General features: G+C 69.9%; 14 protein-coding genes. All 14 read left to right on the plus strand.

The window, feature by feature from the left end; all coding sequences use genetic code 11:
- The first annotated feature begins 327 nt into the window (after positions 1-327).
- Positions 328-960, plus strand: coding sequence for a response regulator transcription factor (locus AB8O64_RS32610; protein WP_370423227.1), 633 nt, complete (start codon positions 328-330; stop codon positions 958-960).
- Between the two features lie 360 nt (positions 961-1,320).
- Complete coding sequence (locus AB8O64_RS32615) at positions 1,321-2,718, plus strand: condensation domain-containing protein (protein WP_370423228.1); 1,398 nt, start codon at positions 1,321-1,323, stop codon at positions 2,716-2,718.
- A gap of 339 nt (positions 2,719-3,057) precedes the next feature.
- Positions 3,058-3,603 (plus strand): nucleoside 2-deoxyribosyltransferase, encoded by a 546-nt coding sequence (locus tag AB8O64_RS32620; RefSeq protein ID WP_370423230.1) that lies wholly within the window; start codon positions 3,058-3,060, stop codon positions 3,601-3,603.
- Positions 3,600-4,517 carry a dihydroorotate dehydrogenase gene (locus AB8O64_RS32625; protein ID WP_370423232.1) on the plus strand — a complete coding sequence of 306 codons (918 nt, stop codon included), beginning with the start codon at positions 3,600-3,602 and terminating at the stop codon, positions 4,515-4,517. The genes AB8O64_RS32620 and AB8O64_RS32625 overlap by 4 nt, the downstream gene beginning before the upstream one ends.
- Positions 4,514-5,311 (plus strand): creatininase family protein, encoded by a 798-nt coding sequence (locus AB8O64_RS32630; RefSeq protein ID WP_370423234.1) that lies wholly within the window; start codon positions 4,514-4,516, stop codon positions 5,309-5,311. Before AB8O64_RS32625 ends, AB8O64_RS32630 begins: the two co-directional genes overlap by 4 nt.
- A 52-nt stretch (positions 5,312-5,363) precedes the next feature.
- Entirely contained in the window at positions 5,364-6,497 is a 1,134-nt protein-coding gene (locus AB8O64_RS32635) for a hypothetical protein (protein ID WP_370423236.1), read from the plus strand.
- Between the two features lie 49 nt (positions 6,498-6,546).
- Positions 6,547-7,851: a nucleotide sugar dehydrogenase gene (locus tag AB8O64_RS32640; RefSeq protein ID WP_370423237.1), complete on the plus strand. Its 1,305-nt coding sequence runs from the start codon at positions 6,547-6,549 to the stop codon at positions 7,849-7,851.
- Complete coding sequence (locus AB8O64_RS32645; RefSeq protein WP_370423239.1) at positions 7,844-8,824, plus strand: NAD-dependent epimerase/dehydratase family protein; 981 nt, start codon at positions 7,844-7,846, stop codon at positions 8,822-8,824. The genes AB8O64_RS32640 and AB8O64_RS32645 overlap by 8 nt, the downstream gene beginning before the upstream one ends.
- A 5-nt stretch (positions 8,825-8,829) precedes the next feature.
- Entirely contained in the window at positions 8,830-9,906 is a 1,077-nt protein-coding gene (locus AB8O64_RS32650) for a glycosyltransferase family 4 protein (protein ID WP_370424043.1), read from the plus strand.
- Entirely contained in the window at positions 9,903-10,667 is a 765-nt protein-coding gene (locus AB8O64_RS32655) for an NDP-sugar synthase (protein ID WP_370423241.1), read from the plus strand. The genes AB8O64_RS32650 and AB8O64_RS32655 overlap by 4 nt, the downstream gene beginning before the upstream one ends.
- On the plus strand, positions 10,664-11,815 hold the full coding sequence (locus tag AB8O64_RS32660) for a DegT/DnrJ/EryC1/StrS family aminotransferase (protein WP_370423242.1): 1,152 nt from the start codon (positions 10,664-10,666) through the stop codon (positions 11,813-11,815). Before AB8O64_RS32655 ends, AB8O64_RS32660 begins: the two co-directional genes overlap by 4 nt.
- The gene (locus AB8O64_RS32665; RefSeq protein ID WP_370423244.1) at positions 11,797-13,695 is read left to right on the plus strand and encodes a beta-galactosidase trimerization domain-containing protein; all 1,899 of its coding nucleotides are present in this window, start codon (positions 11,797-11,799) and stop codon (positions 13,693-13,695) included. The genes AB8O64_RS32660 and AB8O64_RS32665 overlap by 19 nt, the downstream gene beginning before the upstream one ends.
- Positions 13,696-13,708: 13 nt before the next feature.
- A complete protein-coding gene (locus tag AB8O64_RS32670) occupies positions 13,709-14,569 on the plus strand; it encodes an amidohydrolase family protein (protein WP_370423246.1) in 861 nt (286 codons plus the stop codon).
- 56 nt (positions 14,570-14,625) lie between these two features.
- The gene (locus AB8O64_RS32675) at positions 14,626-15,432 is read left to right on the plus strand and encodes a class I SAM-dependent methyltransferase (protein ID WP_370423248.1); all 807 of its coding nucleotides are present in this window, start codon (positions 14,626-14,628) and stop codon (positions 15,430-15,432) included.
- Positions 15,433-15,447: the final 15 nt, after the last annotated feature.

Raw genomic sequence — 15,447 nt, forward strand, 5'->3', positions numbered from 1 at the left:
AGGTCGGCAGGTGAATTACGGACCGGCGGGAGAAAAAGCAAACCGCGAGGATGACCGGTACATCACGATTGGTGGCGTTAAGTCCGTTGAGGACCGTCAAGGGCGGTACGCGACGATGACCGATGCCCCGACCGAACTGATGAGAGTGTGCTGTTGCACATGGGTTGCAGTGAAAGAAGTGAGGGTAACGATCCAATTGGGCCGATCAGGCCCCCCATGCAAGTTCAGCGAGCACCGCGACTACCGCCATGCCGATGGCATGTGCTGACAGCTCGGAGGAGTGCTATGAGCCGTGTAGCGTGTGGTACCCCTGCCCTGGGTGGACAGTTGGTCGTCACGACCCTCGTTCGTGACGGTGTTCTCCAGCTCGGACTGAGGGCGGTTCTGGCGACGGCGTCCGTCGTCAGCGAAGTGACGCACTGTGAAAACTGGGACGAGGTCGAAGTCGCCTTACGTTCCAGTCCCGTCGACATCATTTTTCTCCACGAGTCCGACTACAGCTCCGACTGCGGCGTGCCCGACGACGTCCGTGGCCTGCGACCGAAGGTTCTGCTGCTGCTGAGTGATACCGGTATCGACGAAAACATTCTGGCCGGTCCCTTCCCGCCGGACGGTTTTCTGGTGCAGGGCGAGCTGACCGCTACCGCCGTGGAGGACGCGCTCCAGCGGATGGCCGGCGGCGAGGTGCCCATGCCCGCCTCGCTCGCCCGCGTGCTCCTGGAGCGGGCGAGCGGACCGGGCCGGATCAGGCAGCGGCGTGACGCGGCCCTCACCGGCCGGGAGAACGAGGTGCTGCTCCTGCTCGCCGAAGGCCTGAGCAACAAGCAGATCGCCCGGCGTCTGAAGATCTCCAGTCACGGCGCCAAACGCATCGTGGCCAGCCTGCTGCTCAAGCTCGGGGCACCCAACCGGACGGCCGCCGTGGTCACGGCCATCCAAATGGGACTGATCAAGTACTAGGCCGTCATCGATGTCGAGCGCCGGACGGCCTCCGCAACGAGGACCACCCGAGGGGACCCACACGGGTCCCCTCCTCACTCGTGCCCGGCGCGGGGCGGGACGGTACGCCACGACCCGCCCCGAGCCCGCGCGAAGGCACCGGAACCCCCATGCTGAGCGCTCGCCGACCGGGCGGAAAGCCCCGGATGGGCGCACTGTCGGACTGCCCGAAGGGCTAGGTCCACAGGTGCGGGTGACGATCCGGTAACCCCTTCGCTACGTTGAATCCGTCCGAGGCCCGTCGACGACTGCCGCACCGGATTTCCCCGCCCGCAGCGCATCGCAGCGCCTCATCCACCGGGCAAGGAAAGGCAGCGAGCCGTGGCAGAAATCGTCCGGCGCCGGACTCCCTTCAACGGGCAGCGTTCCGCCACCGCCCCCGCGACCTGTGCGCAACGGCACATGTGGAACCTGATGCGACGTCAATCAACCGACGCCTCCTTCTACGACGTGACCCACTGGGCCCGCCTGCCACCCCACGCCTCCGCAGCAGACGTCCTCACCGCCCTGGGTGAACTCCTGGGCCGCTACGAGTCGTTGCGCACCGCCTTCGGTCCCGGCCCCGACGGAACACTCACGCAGCAGGTGCTGCGGTCCGGGACCTTCGAGACCGAGATCGCCGCGACCGGCCCCGGCGAGGCCCCCCGCGACGTGCTGCGCGCCTGGCGACGGAGAATGCGGCAGACCGCCTTCGACCTCGCCACGGCCCCCCTCTTCCGCGCCATGGTCGTCGTCACCGACGGGGCACCGGTGCTCGCCGCCTTCCATGTGTCGCACCTTGCCGCCGACCTGATGTCCCTGCGCCATCTGGCCGCGGAACTGACCCGGCTGCTCGACGCCCGGACCACCGGCCGGCCCGCGCCACCCCCCGCCGCCTTCCGTCAACCGGTCGAGCAGGCGGAGTACGAGCGGTCCCCCCGCGGACAGGCCCTGCTGGCCCGCTCCCGGGCGTACTGGCGGGACCAACTGGCCGCCGCGCCCGCCACGATGTTCCCCTCCCTCGCCCCCGGTACGACCGAGCCGTCCGCACCGGACCGCTACAGCGCCGTCATGGATTCCCGAGCCGCCTCCCTCGCCCTGCCCGTACTGGCCGAGCGATGGCGGGTGAGTACCTCCGCGGTCCTGCTCACCGCCGTCGCGACGCTGCTCGGCCGCCGCGCCGGACTGCCCGTCTGCACCCTCCGGCTGCTGGCCGCCAATCGCTTCGCCCCCGAACTCCGTTGCGCGGTGGCCAACTTGCACCAAGAGGTCCCGGTCACGATCGACCTGACGGGCGACAGCGTGCCCACCATCGCCCGGCGCGCCTTCGCCGCCTGCACCACCGCCTACGCCAACGGTCTGTACGACCCCGACCACGCCGAGGAACTCCTCCGCGCCGCGGAACGCGAACGTGGCACCGGCATCAACCTGTCCTGCTGCTTCAACGACATCCGGGCCACACACGAGACACGCGGCGGCGGTCCGCCGGCACCCGCCCACGCGGTACGCGCCGCCCTGGCCGAAACCGTCGTCGCCCGGCACGCCTTCGCGGAAGGAGAGGACTTCTTCCTGGTCGTCGACGACGAGGAACCCGGCCGGCTGCGGCTGGTGCTCAACGCCGACACCAGGGCGTTTCCCCCGCCCGAGGTCCACACCTTCCTCCACGACGTCGAACGGCTGCTCGTGGAACTGATCGAGGACGCACCCCAGCAGCCGCGCATGGCCGGGCGTTCGGCGTAGCCGGATGGCCATACCCCAAAGTGGGGGTGCCCGTTCCCGCACCGCCCGGGGAGACTGTTCCCACGTCATATCCAGCAGGTAACGGGACCGAAAAAAGATCGGGTGGTACGGCACCGTGTCACCGGACGGGGGACTGCGTCGGACTGGGTCGGACTGCCGGTGTCCTGAGCAGCCGCCGCCTTCGTGCGACCACCTTCCTCCGTGACGTCGTCCTCGGCCTCCGCCGCCCCCCGTCGCCACCGCCCCCGCGCGACCGGGACCGAGCACGACCGCCGGGTGCCCTCAGGCACCGAAGGATCACCCTCCCACCTCGCTCCGCGAAGGAGATCAGGAGAAGTCATGAGTGACACCACTGCCAACGGCGTCGACGGCACGGGACTTGTCGACCTGTCGGGAGTCAGCGTCTTCGTCGGCGGACCCATCCAGCACGCGATCCAACAGGACGGCTTCCACGAGCCGTTACGGCATGCGATACACGACGTCATCGAAACGGTGACGAACGTGAACGGCACGGTGTTCTCCGCCCACGTCGCCGAGAAGTTCGGGATCGACACCCCGCTGTTCTCACCGGACCAGGTCAGCGTGCGGGACTTCGGCTGGATGCGCCGCTGCGATGTCTTCGTGCCCGTCCTGCCCGTCGACGCCGACGGCGAGCTGATGCGCACCGACGGCACCCACATCGAACTCGGCTGGGCCTCCGCCCTGGGCAAGCCCATCGTCGTCGTGACCCCCACCCCCATGGCCGCCAACGCCAGCCACCTGCTGCGCGGACTGCCCTCGGTGGCCGACGTGAGCGTCTTCGACCTGACCGAAGCCCGCGAGGACCCCGCCGGGCTGCTGTTGCTGCTCTCCAAGGTCGGCCGCGAGGTCGTGATGTCGGAGTGACGGGCCGCACCCACCACCCGGCGGCCACCGAGATCCTCGGCCTGCCCCTCTCCTCACCCGTCGTCGTCGGCTCGGGCCTGCTCACCGACCAGGAACGCAACATCCGCAGACTGCTCGCCGCCGGAGCCGGCGCCGTCGTCACCAAGACCATCCACCCGAACCCGGCGCCCTCGGGGGACGAGCGGCTGCTGCGGCTCCCCACCGGCATGCTCAACAGCACGACGTACTCCCGCCGCGCCATCGGGGACTGGTGCGCGACGCTGCGCCGCTTCGCCGACGACCGGCTGCCGGTGATCGCCTCCGTGCACGCGGACTCCCCGACGGAACTCGCCGCGCTCGCCGAGCGGGTGACCGCCGCCGGTAGCCCGGCGCTCGAACTGGGCATCTCCTGTCTCAATGAAGAGGGCGGCCTGGAGGACACCCCCGAACGGGTCGCCGCGTACACGACCGCCGTACGGCGCGTCACCCCCGTGCCCTTCAGCGTCAAGCTGGCGGCGGGGGAGCGGCTGGGCGAGCGCCTCGACGCGGCCGTGGCCTCCGGCGCGGACGCGATCACCCTGAGCGACACCATCGCCGGGCTCGCCGTCGACCCCGACACCGGCGAGGTGCAACTGGGCGGCGCCTTCGGCTACTCGGGTCCCGGCATCAAACCCCTGGTCCTCGCCGAGATCTTCGCCCTGCGCCGACGGGGGACCGACGTACCCGTGATGGGCTGCGGCGGCGTCCGCAACGCCACCGACGTGGCGGAATACCTGAGCGTGGGCGCCGACGCCGTGCAGGTCTACACCGCCCTGCACACGAACATGCTCGGCACGCTGGTGGGCATCCGCGAGGGCTTCGACGACTGGCTGCGCGCCCACGGCGGCACGGTCACGGACCTGGTCGGGCGGAGCGTCAAAGAGGTGAGGGGATGACGGGCATGCGGCAGCGCACCACCGACGTGACCGCGTACGGCGACCTGACCAGCCCGGAGGTGCCGGAGGCACTGGACGGCGCCACCCTGGTCTGGCCGGTGGGAGGGCTGGAGCAGCACGGTCCGCACCTGCCGCTGTCGGTGGACTTCGACATCCCCGACGCGCTCGCGCGGCAGGTGGTCGCGGAGGTCGGCGGCCTGCTCCTCCCCGGCCAGCCGTTCTCCGCCAGGTCGCTGCCGCAGAGCGGCGGCGGACTGCACTTCCCGGGCACCGTCCACATCGGCGGCGGCACCTTCGTCGACTACCTCACGCACTGCCTGCGGGGCCTCGCACGGCTGGCGCCTGCCCGGCTGGTCGTCATCAACGGCCACTACGAGAACGAGGGCCTGCTCTTCGAGGCGATCGACGGATGCGAGCCGGCCACGACCTTCCCGCACACCGAGATCGTGGCCTTCAGCTGGTGGAGCCTGGTGGAGGACGACTGGCTCGGCAAGCACGTGCCGGAATTCCCCGGCTGGCACGCCGAGCACGCCGGGCTGACCGAGACGAGCCTGATGATGTATCTCCGCCCGGACGTGGTCCGCGCGGCCAGGCCCACCCACTCCACCCCGCCGCCACCGGGGGTGTACCGCCACCCCGTCGACGTGGACCGGATGTCCAACCAGGGGGTGCTCTCCTCCACCACGGGTGCCTGCGCCGAGCTGGGCGAGAAGCTCTTCTGGCACGTGCTGGACGGCATCACCCGGACGCTTTCCGAGGGCCCCGCCGGTCCCGCCGACCCGGCGCCGGCCTGACGCCGCCGAGCGTGGTCGGGTCGCGTGAAATCTTCCAAGCAGAGGTGAATCCATGCGTCTGCCGGCAACCGAGCGCGACGAGTTCGAAGCGCGCCTGCAGAGTCTCTTCGGAGACAAGCTCAGCCCCGTAGAGGAATCCTTCGACACCATCGGGAACTTCAAGGACGGGTCGTTCGCGATGGGGCATCTCGGATTGATGCTCTACACGAACGGATACAACATCCGGGGCACCAGCACCCAGCATCCGAACGGTCTGGTCTTCCACGACGGGGAAAACCTCTTCGGAGTCGGTTACTTCAGCAAGGAGGCGCACCCCGAGAAGCATCTCCACATCGTCGCGCCGAAGGGACCCGACAGGATCGCCGTGGTGCAGTCCTTCATCGCCGCGGTCCGCGAAGCCGGTCTCACCCGGACCTCGATCTATGTGCGTCATCTGTCACCGGAGGACCACATCGCCTTCCTCGCGGCGGGATTCGCCCCCGTGACGAAGGACCCCTGGCACCCGGTGGCCCCCGAAGAGGACGAAACATACCCCAACCGGGTCTACCGCCTCGACGAACTCTTCGCGGAAGGAGCCGACGGCAGCATCCAGGTGAAGAACCTCGTGGGTGCGGAGAACCGGCGGTACAAGAGCAAGAACCGCCTGGCCTTCCGCAGGTTCGAGAACTTCCTGCGCCGCAACGACCATCTGGACTTCCGCATCCTTCCGTACGGCTACGGCGAGACGGAGCAGGGGAAGGCCCGGGGCATCGTCGAAGGGTACTTCGAGGCCCGCAGCGAACAGGGCACGGTGGTCGGCTCCACCCCCGAGGACTACCGGGCGCTCATCACCCAGCGCCCCGGCGGCGAGAACGAGCGCGACTACTTCGCCTACCTCGGCAGCCTGTCCGTCGAGGACGGCGAAGAGGTCCCCGTGATGTTCTTCGCGGGAGAACGCACCGCACCGCACCGGGCATCGCTCTACTGCACCATGTCCATGCGCTTCCCGGAGCGGCTGATCGGGATATTCAAGGACCCGACGGGATTCACCGCGATCCCCCAGTACGTCTGGCTGAACGTCTTCAAAAAAATGTGGGACCAAGGCATCCGTGAAGTCGACGCGGGCGGGTCCGAAGTGAAGGGACTCGACGACCAGAAGCGGCAGTTGGGCGGCAGGCCCGAAAAGACCCACTGGGTCGTCGGCTGACCCGTCGGCGATCCGCACCTTACCGAGTCGCATCCAGGGGGTACGTTCAATGGAACCGCGCACTTCGTACGAGGACTTCGATGTCTGCGTCGTCGGGCTGGGATACGTCGGGGTCACACTGACCGCGGCGCTCCTGTCCACCGGCAAGCGGGTACTGGGCTACGAGGCCAATCCGGCGGTGGCGGGCGACCTCGCCCGCGGGAAGCTGCAACTGTCGGAGCCCGGAGTCGACAAGCAGATCCAGGACGGCTCCGCGAGCGGGTCGTTCGCGGTCACATCGGACATCGACGGGCTGCGACTGCCGCCCGTCGTCATCATCTGTGTCGGAACACCGATCGAGGCCGGCGGGACCACCCCCGACCTCAGCCATCTGACGGCGGCGACCGCATCGATAGCGGACCGCATGGACGACAACACCCTGGTGATCGTCCGCAGCACGGTACCGGTGGGCACCTCGCGCGGACTGGTGCTGCCCGTCCTGCGCCGCCGCACCGCCGAACCCCTGCTGGCCTTCTGCCCCGAGCGGACCATCCAGGGGCAGGCCCTCGCGGAGCTGCTGTCCCTCCCGCAGATCGTCGGCGGCCTGACCGACGAGGCCGTGAAGCTCGCCGCGGGACTCTTCGCCACCGTCACCGAGCAGGTCGTGCCGGTCTCCTCCCTGGAGGCCGCCGAGCTGATCAAGCTGACCTGCAACTGCCACACCGATCTCATCTACGGATTCGGCAACGAGATCGGGCTGATCGCGGAGAAGCTCGGCCTCGACGCGATGGAGATCATCAGCTCCGCCAACCTCGACTACCCGCGGCCCGATATCAACAAGCCCGGCTTCGTCGGCGGCAGTTGCCTGACGAAGGACCCCTACCTGCTGAGGTACTCACTCGCACCCCACGGCCACACACCCCAGCTGGTCACGGCCGCCCGCACCCTGAACGAATCCATGCCGCGCAGGGTCGGCGAACGCGTCCTCGCCGCACTGCGCGACCAGGGGCTGGACCCCGGCGAGGCCAGGATCCTGATCTCGGGCTTCGCCTACAAGGGCCGCCCCGAGACGGACGACCTGCGCGGCGCCCCCTACGAGCCGCTGCTGGCATTCCTGCGCGGCCGCGTCAAGGAGATCGTCGGGCATGACTTCGTCGTCCCGCCGGAGCGGATCGAGGCGCTGGGCGTGCGCCCGGTGACGGTCACCGAGGGATTCACCGACGCCCATGCCGTGATCCTCCTCAACGACCACGCCCGCTACGCGGAGCTGGACGCCGACGACCTGATCTCACGGATGTGCCCTCCGGCGCTGGTGTACGACACCTGGCGGGTCCTCCCGCCCACGACGAAGGTAATGAGGCTCGGTAGTGCGTAAGAAGATCCTGATCACCGGCGGTGCGGGCTTCATCGGCCTGCACCTGGCCGGTAAGCTCGCCGCCACCTGCGATGTCACCCTCCTCGACGACTTCAGCAGGGGCCGCTCCGACGAACAACTCGCCGAGCTGCTCGGCCGGGTCACCCTCGTCGAACACGACTTGACGACCCCCGTCCCCGACGGTCTGCTCGCCGATGACTTCACCGAGGTCTACCACCTGGCCGCCGTGGTCGGCGTCGTGCACTCCAACGAGGAACCGCAGCGCGTCCTGCGCACCAATCTCCTCGCCACCGTCCACCTCCTCGACTGGTTCACCACCCTGACCGGGGCCACGCTCTGCTTCGCCTCCTCCAGCGAGGCGTACGCCGGCAGCGTCGAGGCCGGAATCGCGGAGGTACCCACCTCCGAGGACGTCCCGCTGATGGTCTCCGACCCCACCGTGGCCCGCTCCAGCTACGGCTTCAGCAAGATCGCCGGCGAGCTGCTCTGCCGCAACTACGCCCGGAGGTTCGGCTTCCCGCTGCGCATGGTGCGCTTCCACAACATCTACGGCCCCCGCATGGGATACGAACACGTCATCCCGCAGTTCATCGAGCGGCTGCTCGGCGGGGCGGACCCCTTCGCGGTCTACGGCGCCGACCAGAGCCGCGCCTTCTGCTACGTCGACGACGCGGTCGACGCGATCACCGCGCTGACCGCTCTGCCCACCAAGGAGACGCTGCTCGTCAACATCGGCAACGACCGGGAGGAGGTCCTCATCGAGGACCTCGCCCGGAAGGTCTTCGAGACGGTGGGTCGCCGGCCGGCCCTCGACGTCCACCCCGCCCCGCCGCTGTCCCCGTCCCGGCGGCTCCCCGACCTCACCCGGCTGCGCGAACTCACCGCCTACGCCCCGAAGGTGGACCTGAGCGAGGGACTGCGGCGTACGTACGAGTGGTACGCGCGGGACATAGCCGCCCGCGAGGGGCGGTGAGCGCCATGCGCGTGCGCTATGTGCACCGCGGCTACTTCCCGGCCCGCGCGGGGGCCGAGCTGATGGCGCAGTACCTCGCCGAGTGCATGAGCCGGCGCGGGCTGGAGGTGGGCGTCTACTCCGGGGCGGTGGACGAGGACTCCGCCCGCTTCATGGCGGCCGCGGGGCTCGGCGTCGAGGCGATCCCCGATCCCGCCGACGACCCTCCCCGCGCGGCGGACATCCTCCACGCCTTCGACGCCTTCCACCCGGCGGACATGCGGGCGGGCCTGGAGCTCGCCCGCGCCTGGGACGTTCCCTTCACCATCACCCCCGCCTCCGCTCCCGAGGTGTGGCCGGACCGGGAGACGGTGCTCGACTGCTGCCGGCAGGCGGACGCCGTCTTCGTGCTGTCCCAGGCGGAACGCGCCATGCTGCGCGGCGAGGGGGTCGACGACTCCGTGCTGCACCTCATCGGGCAGGGCCCGCACCTGCCCGGCGTCGCCGATCCCGAGGGTTTCCGCCGCGCCCACGGCATCACCGGGCCGATGGTGCTCTTCCTGGGCAGGAAGATGCGCTCGAAGGGCTACACCGTCGTACTGGAGGCGGCCCGGCACGTCTGGGAACGCCACCCGGACACCCGCTTCGTCTTCCTCGGCCCCCGCTGGGACGACGACTGCGTGAGCCGGTTCGCGGCACACGCCGATCCCCGGATCATCGAGCTGGACATGGCGGACGAGGACACCAAACACAGCGCCCTCGCGGCCTGCGACCTGGTGTGTCTGCCGTCCACCGCCGATCTGTTCCCGCTCGTCTATGTGGAGGCGTGGTCCTGCCGCAAGCCGGTCATCGGCTCCGCGTTCATGGGCAGCGAGGAAGTCGTCGCCCACGGCCGCGACGGCCTGCTCGTGAGCCCGGCCGCGCGCCCGGTGGCCGAGGCGGTGAACCGCCTCCTCGACCACCCCGCCGAACGGGCGGCGATGGGACGCAGCGGCTACGACCGGGTACGCCGCGAACTCACCTGGGAGGCGGTCGCCGACCGGGTGCACACGGTCTACACCACACTGACGGCCGCCCGGCAGCAGACGGAGGGGGTCCGATGAGGGCAGTGATACTGGCGGGAGGCGAGGGCCGCCGGCTGCGGCCCGCCACTCTCACCGTCCCGAAGCCGTTGATGCCGGTGGACGGGATACCCATCCTGCACATCATCCTGTTGCAGCTCAGGAGCGCGGGCTTCACCCACGTCACCCTGTCGCTCGGATACCGCGCACACATGATCAAGGCCAGCTTCGGCGGGAACCGCTGGGCCGGCCTCGAACTGGACTTCTCCCTGGAGGAGGAGCCCCTGGGCACCGCCGGCCCGCTCACCCTGCTGCCACCGTTCGAGGACTCCACCCTCGTGATGAACGCGGACCTGCTCACCGACATCGACTTCGCCGACCTCTTCTCACGCCACAAGAAGTCCCAGGCGGTCGCGACCATCGCCCTCGCCCAGCAGAACATCGACATCGCACACGGAGTGGTGGAGATCGACGAGGAGCAGCAGGTGACCGGCTTCCGGGAGAAACCCCGGATGAGCTTCCTGGTCAGCGGCGGGATCTACGTACTGGAGCCGTCCCTGCTCACTCTCCTGTCACCCGGCGGGCGGCGTGACATGCCCGCCCTCCTGGCCGCCGCACGCGAGCAGGGCGAGCGCGTCGAGGGCTATGTCTTCGACGGCGAATGGTGCGACATCGGCACCCCCGAGCAACTGGAGCGCGCCACCGCGGCGTTCCGCGCGGACCGCTCCCGCTACCTCGGCCCCGACGAACACAGCGAGCTGTGGGCCGGCACCGGCCCGGCGGAGGAGATGGTGGGCGGATGAGCGACTGGAAGGTCTCCCTGTACCGTCCGGAGATCGGCGCGGCCGAAATGGAGGCGGTGGCCGACGTGCTGCGCTCGGGCTGGCTGTCCACCGGGCCCGTGACCCAGGACTTCGAAGCCCGCTACGCCGCCGCCCTCGGCGTCGACGACGCCGTCGCGGTCGCCAACGGCACCGCCGCCCTGCACCTGGCGGTGCTCGCCCTGGGGCTCGGCCCCGGTGACGAAGTCATCCTGCCGTCGCTGAACTTCGTCTCCGCGGCCGCGATGGTCGCCCTGTCCGGGGCGACCCCGGTGTTCGCCGAGATCGGCGGCGCACACGACCTCTCCATCGACCCGGCGGACGCGGCCGCCAGGATCACCCCACGCACCCGTGCCGTCGTCGCGATGCACTACGGCGGCTACGCGGCGGACCTGAAGGCCCTGACCGAGCTGGCCCGCGCCCACGGACTCGTTTTGATCGAGGACGCGGCACATGCCCCGGCCACCGCCACCGCTCAGGGCGTCCTGGGTACCGTCGGCGACATCGGCTGCTACAGCTTCTTCGCCACGAAGAACCTCGCCGTGGGAGAGGGCGGCATGGTCGTCGCCCGCGACCCCGACGTCCGCGCCAGGATCAGGCGGCTGCGCTCGCACGCCCTCACGGTGAGCGCCCAGGACCGGCACCGCGGTGGACCCTCCACCTACGACGTCGACACCTTCGGGCTCAACTACCGGCCGACCGAGGTCGCCTGCGCGCTCGGCCGCGTCCAGCTCGAAGCCCTCGCGGCCAAGGGGAAACGCCGCCAGGAAGCGGTGCGGCAGTACCGGGACCAGCTCGCCGACCTGCCCGGCATCACCCTGCCGTTCGCCGACCGGCCGGTGGAGGAGAGCGCGCACCACCTGTTCCCCGTGGTGCTGCCCGAAGGGCTCGACCGCGACCTCGTGCAGGACCGGCTGAAGGCCGCGGGGATCCAGAGCGGTGTGCACTACCCGCCCACCCACCTGTTCACGGCGTACCGCGAACGCTACGGAGTGGGCCCCGGCAGTCTGCCCGTCACCGAGAGCGTCATGGGGCGCCAGCTGTCGCTGCCGCTCTACGCGGGCATCGGCGACCGGGAGGTCCGGCTCGTCGTCGAGGCGGTGAGGGCGGCATGGCGGCCGGCACCCTGAAGCCGGGGCGGATCACCCTCGTCGACGGCGCTCTGCACCGCGACGGACGGCCCTTCTTCAGCGTGGGCTGCGACTACCACCCCTCGCGGGCCGGGTGCGACTACTGGCGGGAGTGGGACGCCGAAACCCTCGACGCCGACTTCCGCCGCATGGCGGACCTGGGCTTCAACACCGTACGGTTCTTCGTCTTCTGGGCCGACTTCGAGCCGGAGGAAGGCGCGTACGACCCGGTGATGACGGCCCGGCTGCGCGAGCTGGTGGAGATCGCGGGACGGTACGGTCTGCTCTGCCTTCCCTCGCTGTTGACCATCTGGATGAACGGACAACGCTTCGACCCGCCCTGGCGCGACGGCCGCGACCTGTGGCACGACCCGGACATGGCCGAACGCCAACGGGACTTCGTCCACCACATCGCCGGCGCCCTGCGGGAGGCGCCCAACGTCCTGGCCTACGACCTCGGCGACGAGATCATCCACGTGGACCCGGCCGCCTCGGCCGCGCTCGACGCCGACGGGGCCCGCGCGTGGTGGGGCCTGCTCGCCGGGGCCGTCCGCGCGGCGGACCCCGGCGCGCTGGTCCTCCAGGCCAACGAGGCGTCCGCCGTGGTCGGCGACCACGCCTTCCGCCCCGAGCACGCCCAGCCCCTCGACCTCGTCGGACTGCACGGATTCCCGGTGTGGACCCCGTTCCACATCGAGTCCGTCTCCGCGCCGAAAGCCACCTCCTTCCTGCCCTATCTGGTGCGGCGCGGCCGGGCCCACACACCCGTCTACGTCGACGAGATGGGCAGCTACGGCTGCGACGAGGCCACCGCGGCGGGGTATCTGCGGGCAGCTGCCCACAGTGCCTTCGCCGCGGGCGCGGTCGGCACCGCCGTCTGGTGCTGGCAGGACTTCACCACCGAGCGCAAGCCGTACGCCCTGCGCCCGGGCGAACGCTTCGTAGGGCTGCTCGACGCGGACGGCCGCGAGAAGCCCGCCATGGCCGAGTACCGGACCTTCGCCCGCCGGGTCACCACCGAACTCGCGGGCTTCGCTCCCCGGCCCGCCACGGTCGGGGTCTTCCTGCCCGAGGGCGACGGTGACGGCGGCGGCTATCTGTCGGCCTCCGGGTCCGACGCCCCCGCTGCCTTCTACGCCCATCTGCTGCTCCAACAAGCCCACCTGTCCTACGGGTTCACCGACGGTGCGGAGCTGGAGCGCTACGCGATGGTCGTCTGCCCCTCGGTCCGTCATCTCTCGCTGCACGACCAGCGCCGCCTGGAGCGGTACACCGCGTCCGGCGGGACGGTCCTCTACTCCACCGGCGATCTGCTGCACGGCGCCGGCGGCGAGGACTTGTTCGGGGTGCGGACCAAGGACTTCACCCTGCGCGCCGCCGAGCAGGAGGCCTTCACCTGGGCCGGTCACCGGTTCCCCGTCGACTGGCCGCCCGGCCAGATCCCGGTGATCGACACGGCCGGTGCCGAGGTGCTCGCCGCCTTCCCCAACGGCTCGCCCGCCCTGACCCGCAACTCCTACGGTCACGGCACCGCCTACTACCTCAACGCCCCGCTGGAGGACCGGCTCAACGCGCCCTACCGCCTCCAGGAGGCACCCTGGTACCGGCTGTACGCCACCGTCGCCGAGGCGGCCGGGATTCGGCCCGAGCTCTGTGCCGACGATCCCCTGGTGGAGACCACCGTGCTGGGCCGCGGGGACCAACGGTGCGGCGTCGTGATCAACCACGCCCCCACCGAAGCGCGGACCACCGTACGACGGGCGGCCACGGCCACCGACCCGGAGACCACCGAACACCTGGTCCTGGAAGCGAAAGGCGTCCATCTCTTGTTCTGGCGCGCCGGACCGCCGCCTGGGACCGCCGTGCCCGGGCACCTGTGAAGGGAACCCGTACGTGATCATCGATTCCCATGTGCACGCCGGGGAGTACTACCGGCACTTCACCACCGCCTTCGCCGACCAGATGATGGCCACGACCGGAATGCCGCCCGAGGCACTCTCCGCGCCGGAGACGAAACTGATCACCGAGATGGACACGGCCGGCGTCGACCGGGCCTTCCTGCTCGCCTTCGACGTGCGGCGGGTCGAGGGCTTCTCGGTGCCCAACGACTTCGTCGCCGACCTGTGCGACCGCCACCCCGACCGGTTCATCGGCTTCGCCTCCGTGGACGCGGGCACCCCCGGCGCCGCCGCCCGACTGCGGCACGCCATCACGGAACGGGGGCTGCGCGGACTGAAGACCGCCCCCTGCTATCTGCGGATGTCACCCGCCGACCGGCGCTGGTACGACGTGTACGAGACCGCGGGGGAACTCGGCATCCCGGTGCTCGTCCACACCGGCTACACCCCCGCCAAGAACGCGGACGGCCGCTACTTCTCCCCGCTGCTGCTGGAGCCGGTGGCCCGGGACTTCCCTGACCTGAGGATCATCCTGGCCCACCTCGGCAGGCCATGGACCGGCCCCTGCGTCGAGCTGCTGGCCCGCCACCCGAATCTGTACGCCGACCTGTCGATCTTCGGCACGTACCTGCCGCCCGGGACCGTGGCCGCCGCACTGGCTCACGCCCGCGAACGAGGCGTACTGGACCGTGTGCTGTGGGGAACCGACTTCCCTTTCGCGACCATGACCGAGTCCATGGACCGCATGGCGCGGCTGGCCAAGGACACCGAGCCGTGGCCCGACGGCAGCGATCCGCTGACCCCGGACGAATACCGGGCCGTCATGGGCGGCACGGCGGCAACGCTGACCGGCTGACCGGACCCGTTCAGCCCGTAAAAGTGTTCACCCCGTAAGAGGAGGACGAGGAAGCAATGACTTTTGTCCATGGATACGAATTCGATGAAATGTCGCGGCGCGGCCTGTACGGGGACGTGACCCAGCGACTCGTCGACATCTGCGAGGCCGCTCCCGGAAGCGTCGTCGTGGACGTCGGCTGCGGCTCCGGGCTCGCCACCCAATTACTCCTCGAACGCTTCGCACACGTCGGCTCCATCGTGGGTGTCGATCCGTCGGAGCACGAACTCGCCATCGCCAGGAAAAGGCTGCGCGACCCCAAGGTCCGCTTTCTCACCGGGCGTGCCCAGGACGTCGAATCCCTGGTCGACCCGGTGGATGTCGCGGTGCTCAGCAATGTGATGCACCAAATCCCTGAAGGCGAAAGGGGATCGGTGGTCAGCGGGTGCTACCGGATGCTGAAACCCGGTGGCCGGTGCGCCCTCAACACCTTGTTCTACGACGGTGCCGTGCTGCCCGGCACTCGCCATTTCTATGCCCGCTGGCTGCAGGCCACGCGCGCCTGGCTGAAGAGCCGGGGCAGCGATCTGGTCCTCGAGCGCGACAAGCCGGTCGCCATGGAGACACTGACGCCGCAGCAGCACGAGGAACTCTTCGAGCGGGCCGGATTCTCCGCGGTGAAGGCCGAGGAGGAGACCTACGCGTGGACGCTGGAGGACTGGGACGCGCTGTGCGGCTACTCGGTCTTCATCGAAGGCGCCACCGGCCTCACGGACATGGCCCTCGGCTCCGAGGCACTGAAGGCCGCCCTGCGCACGACCTTCCAGGACCTGGGGCTGACCGAAGTGCCCCGGCGCTGGCTGTTCGTGAGCGGTGTCAAGTAAGACGTGGCAGGCAGG

This window comes from Streptomyces sp. QH1-20 (assembly GCF_041283565.1).
GTDB lineage: Bacteria > Actinomycetota > Actinomycetes > Streptomycetales > Streptomycetaceae > Streptomyces > Streptomyces syringius.

Excerpts from the sequence above, each read along its gene's own strand:
- AB8O64_RS32620 (WP_370423230.1), top strand. The coding sequence starts at position 3,058 with ATGAGTGACACCACTGCCAACGGCGTCGACGGCACGGGACTTGTCGAC.
- AB8O64_RS32630 (WP_370423234.1), top strand. The coding sequence starts at position 4,514 with ATGACGGGCATGCGGCAGCGCACCACCGACGTGACCGCGTACGGCGAC.
- AB8O64_RS32635 (WP_370423236.1), top strand. The coding sequence starts at position 5,364 with ATGCGTCTGCCGGCAACCGAGCGCGACGAGTTCGAAGCGCGCCTGCAG.
- AB8O64_RS32640 (WP_370423237.1), top strand. The coding sequence starts at position 6,547 with ATGGAACCGCGCACTTCGTACGAGGACTTCGATGTCTGCGTCGTCGGG.
- AB8O64_RS32650 (WP_370424043.1), top strand. The coding sequence starts at position 8,830 with ATGCGCGTGCGCTATGTGCACCGCGGCTACTTCCCGGCCCGCGCGGGG.
- AB8O64_RS32655 (WP_370423241.1), top strand. The coding sequence starts at position 9,903 with ATGAGGGCAGTGATACTGGCGGGAGGCGAGGGCCGCCGGCTGCGGCCC.
- AB8O64_RS32660 (WP_370423242.1), top strand. The coding sequence starts at position 10,664 with ATGAGCGACTGGAAGGTCTCCCTGTACCGTCCGGAGATCGGCGCGGCC.
- AB8O64_RS32665 (WP_370423244.1), top strand. The coding sequence starts at position 11,797 with ATGGCGGCCGGCACCCTGAAGCCGGGGCGGATCACCCTCGTCGACGGC.
- AB8O64_RS32675 (WP_370423248.1), top strand. The coding sequence starts at position 14,626 with ATGACTTTTGTCCATGGATACGAATTCGATGAAATGTCGCGGCGCGGC.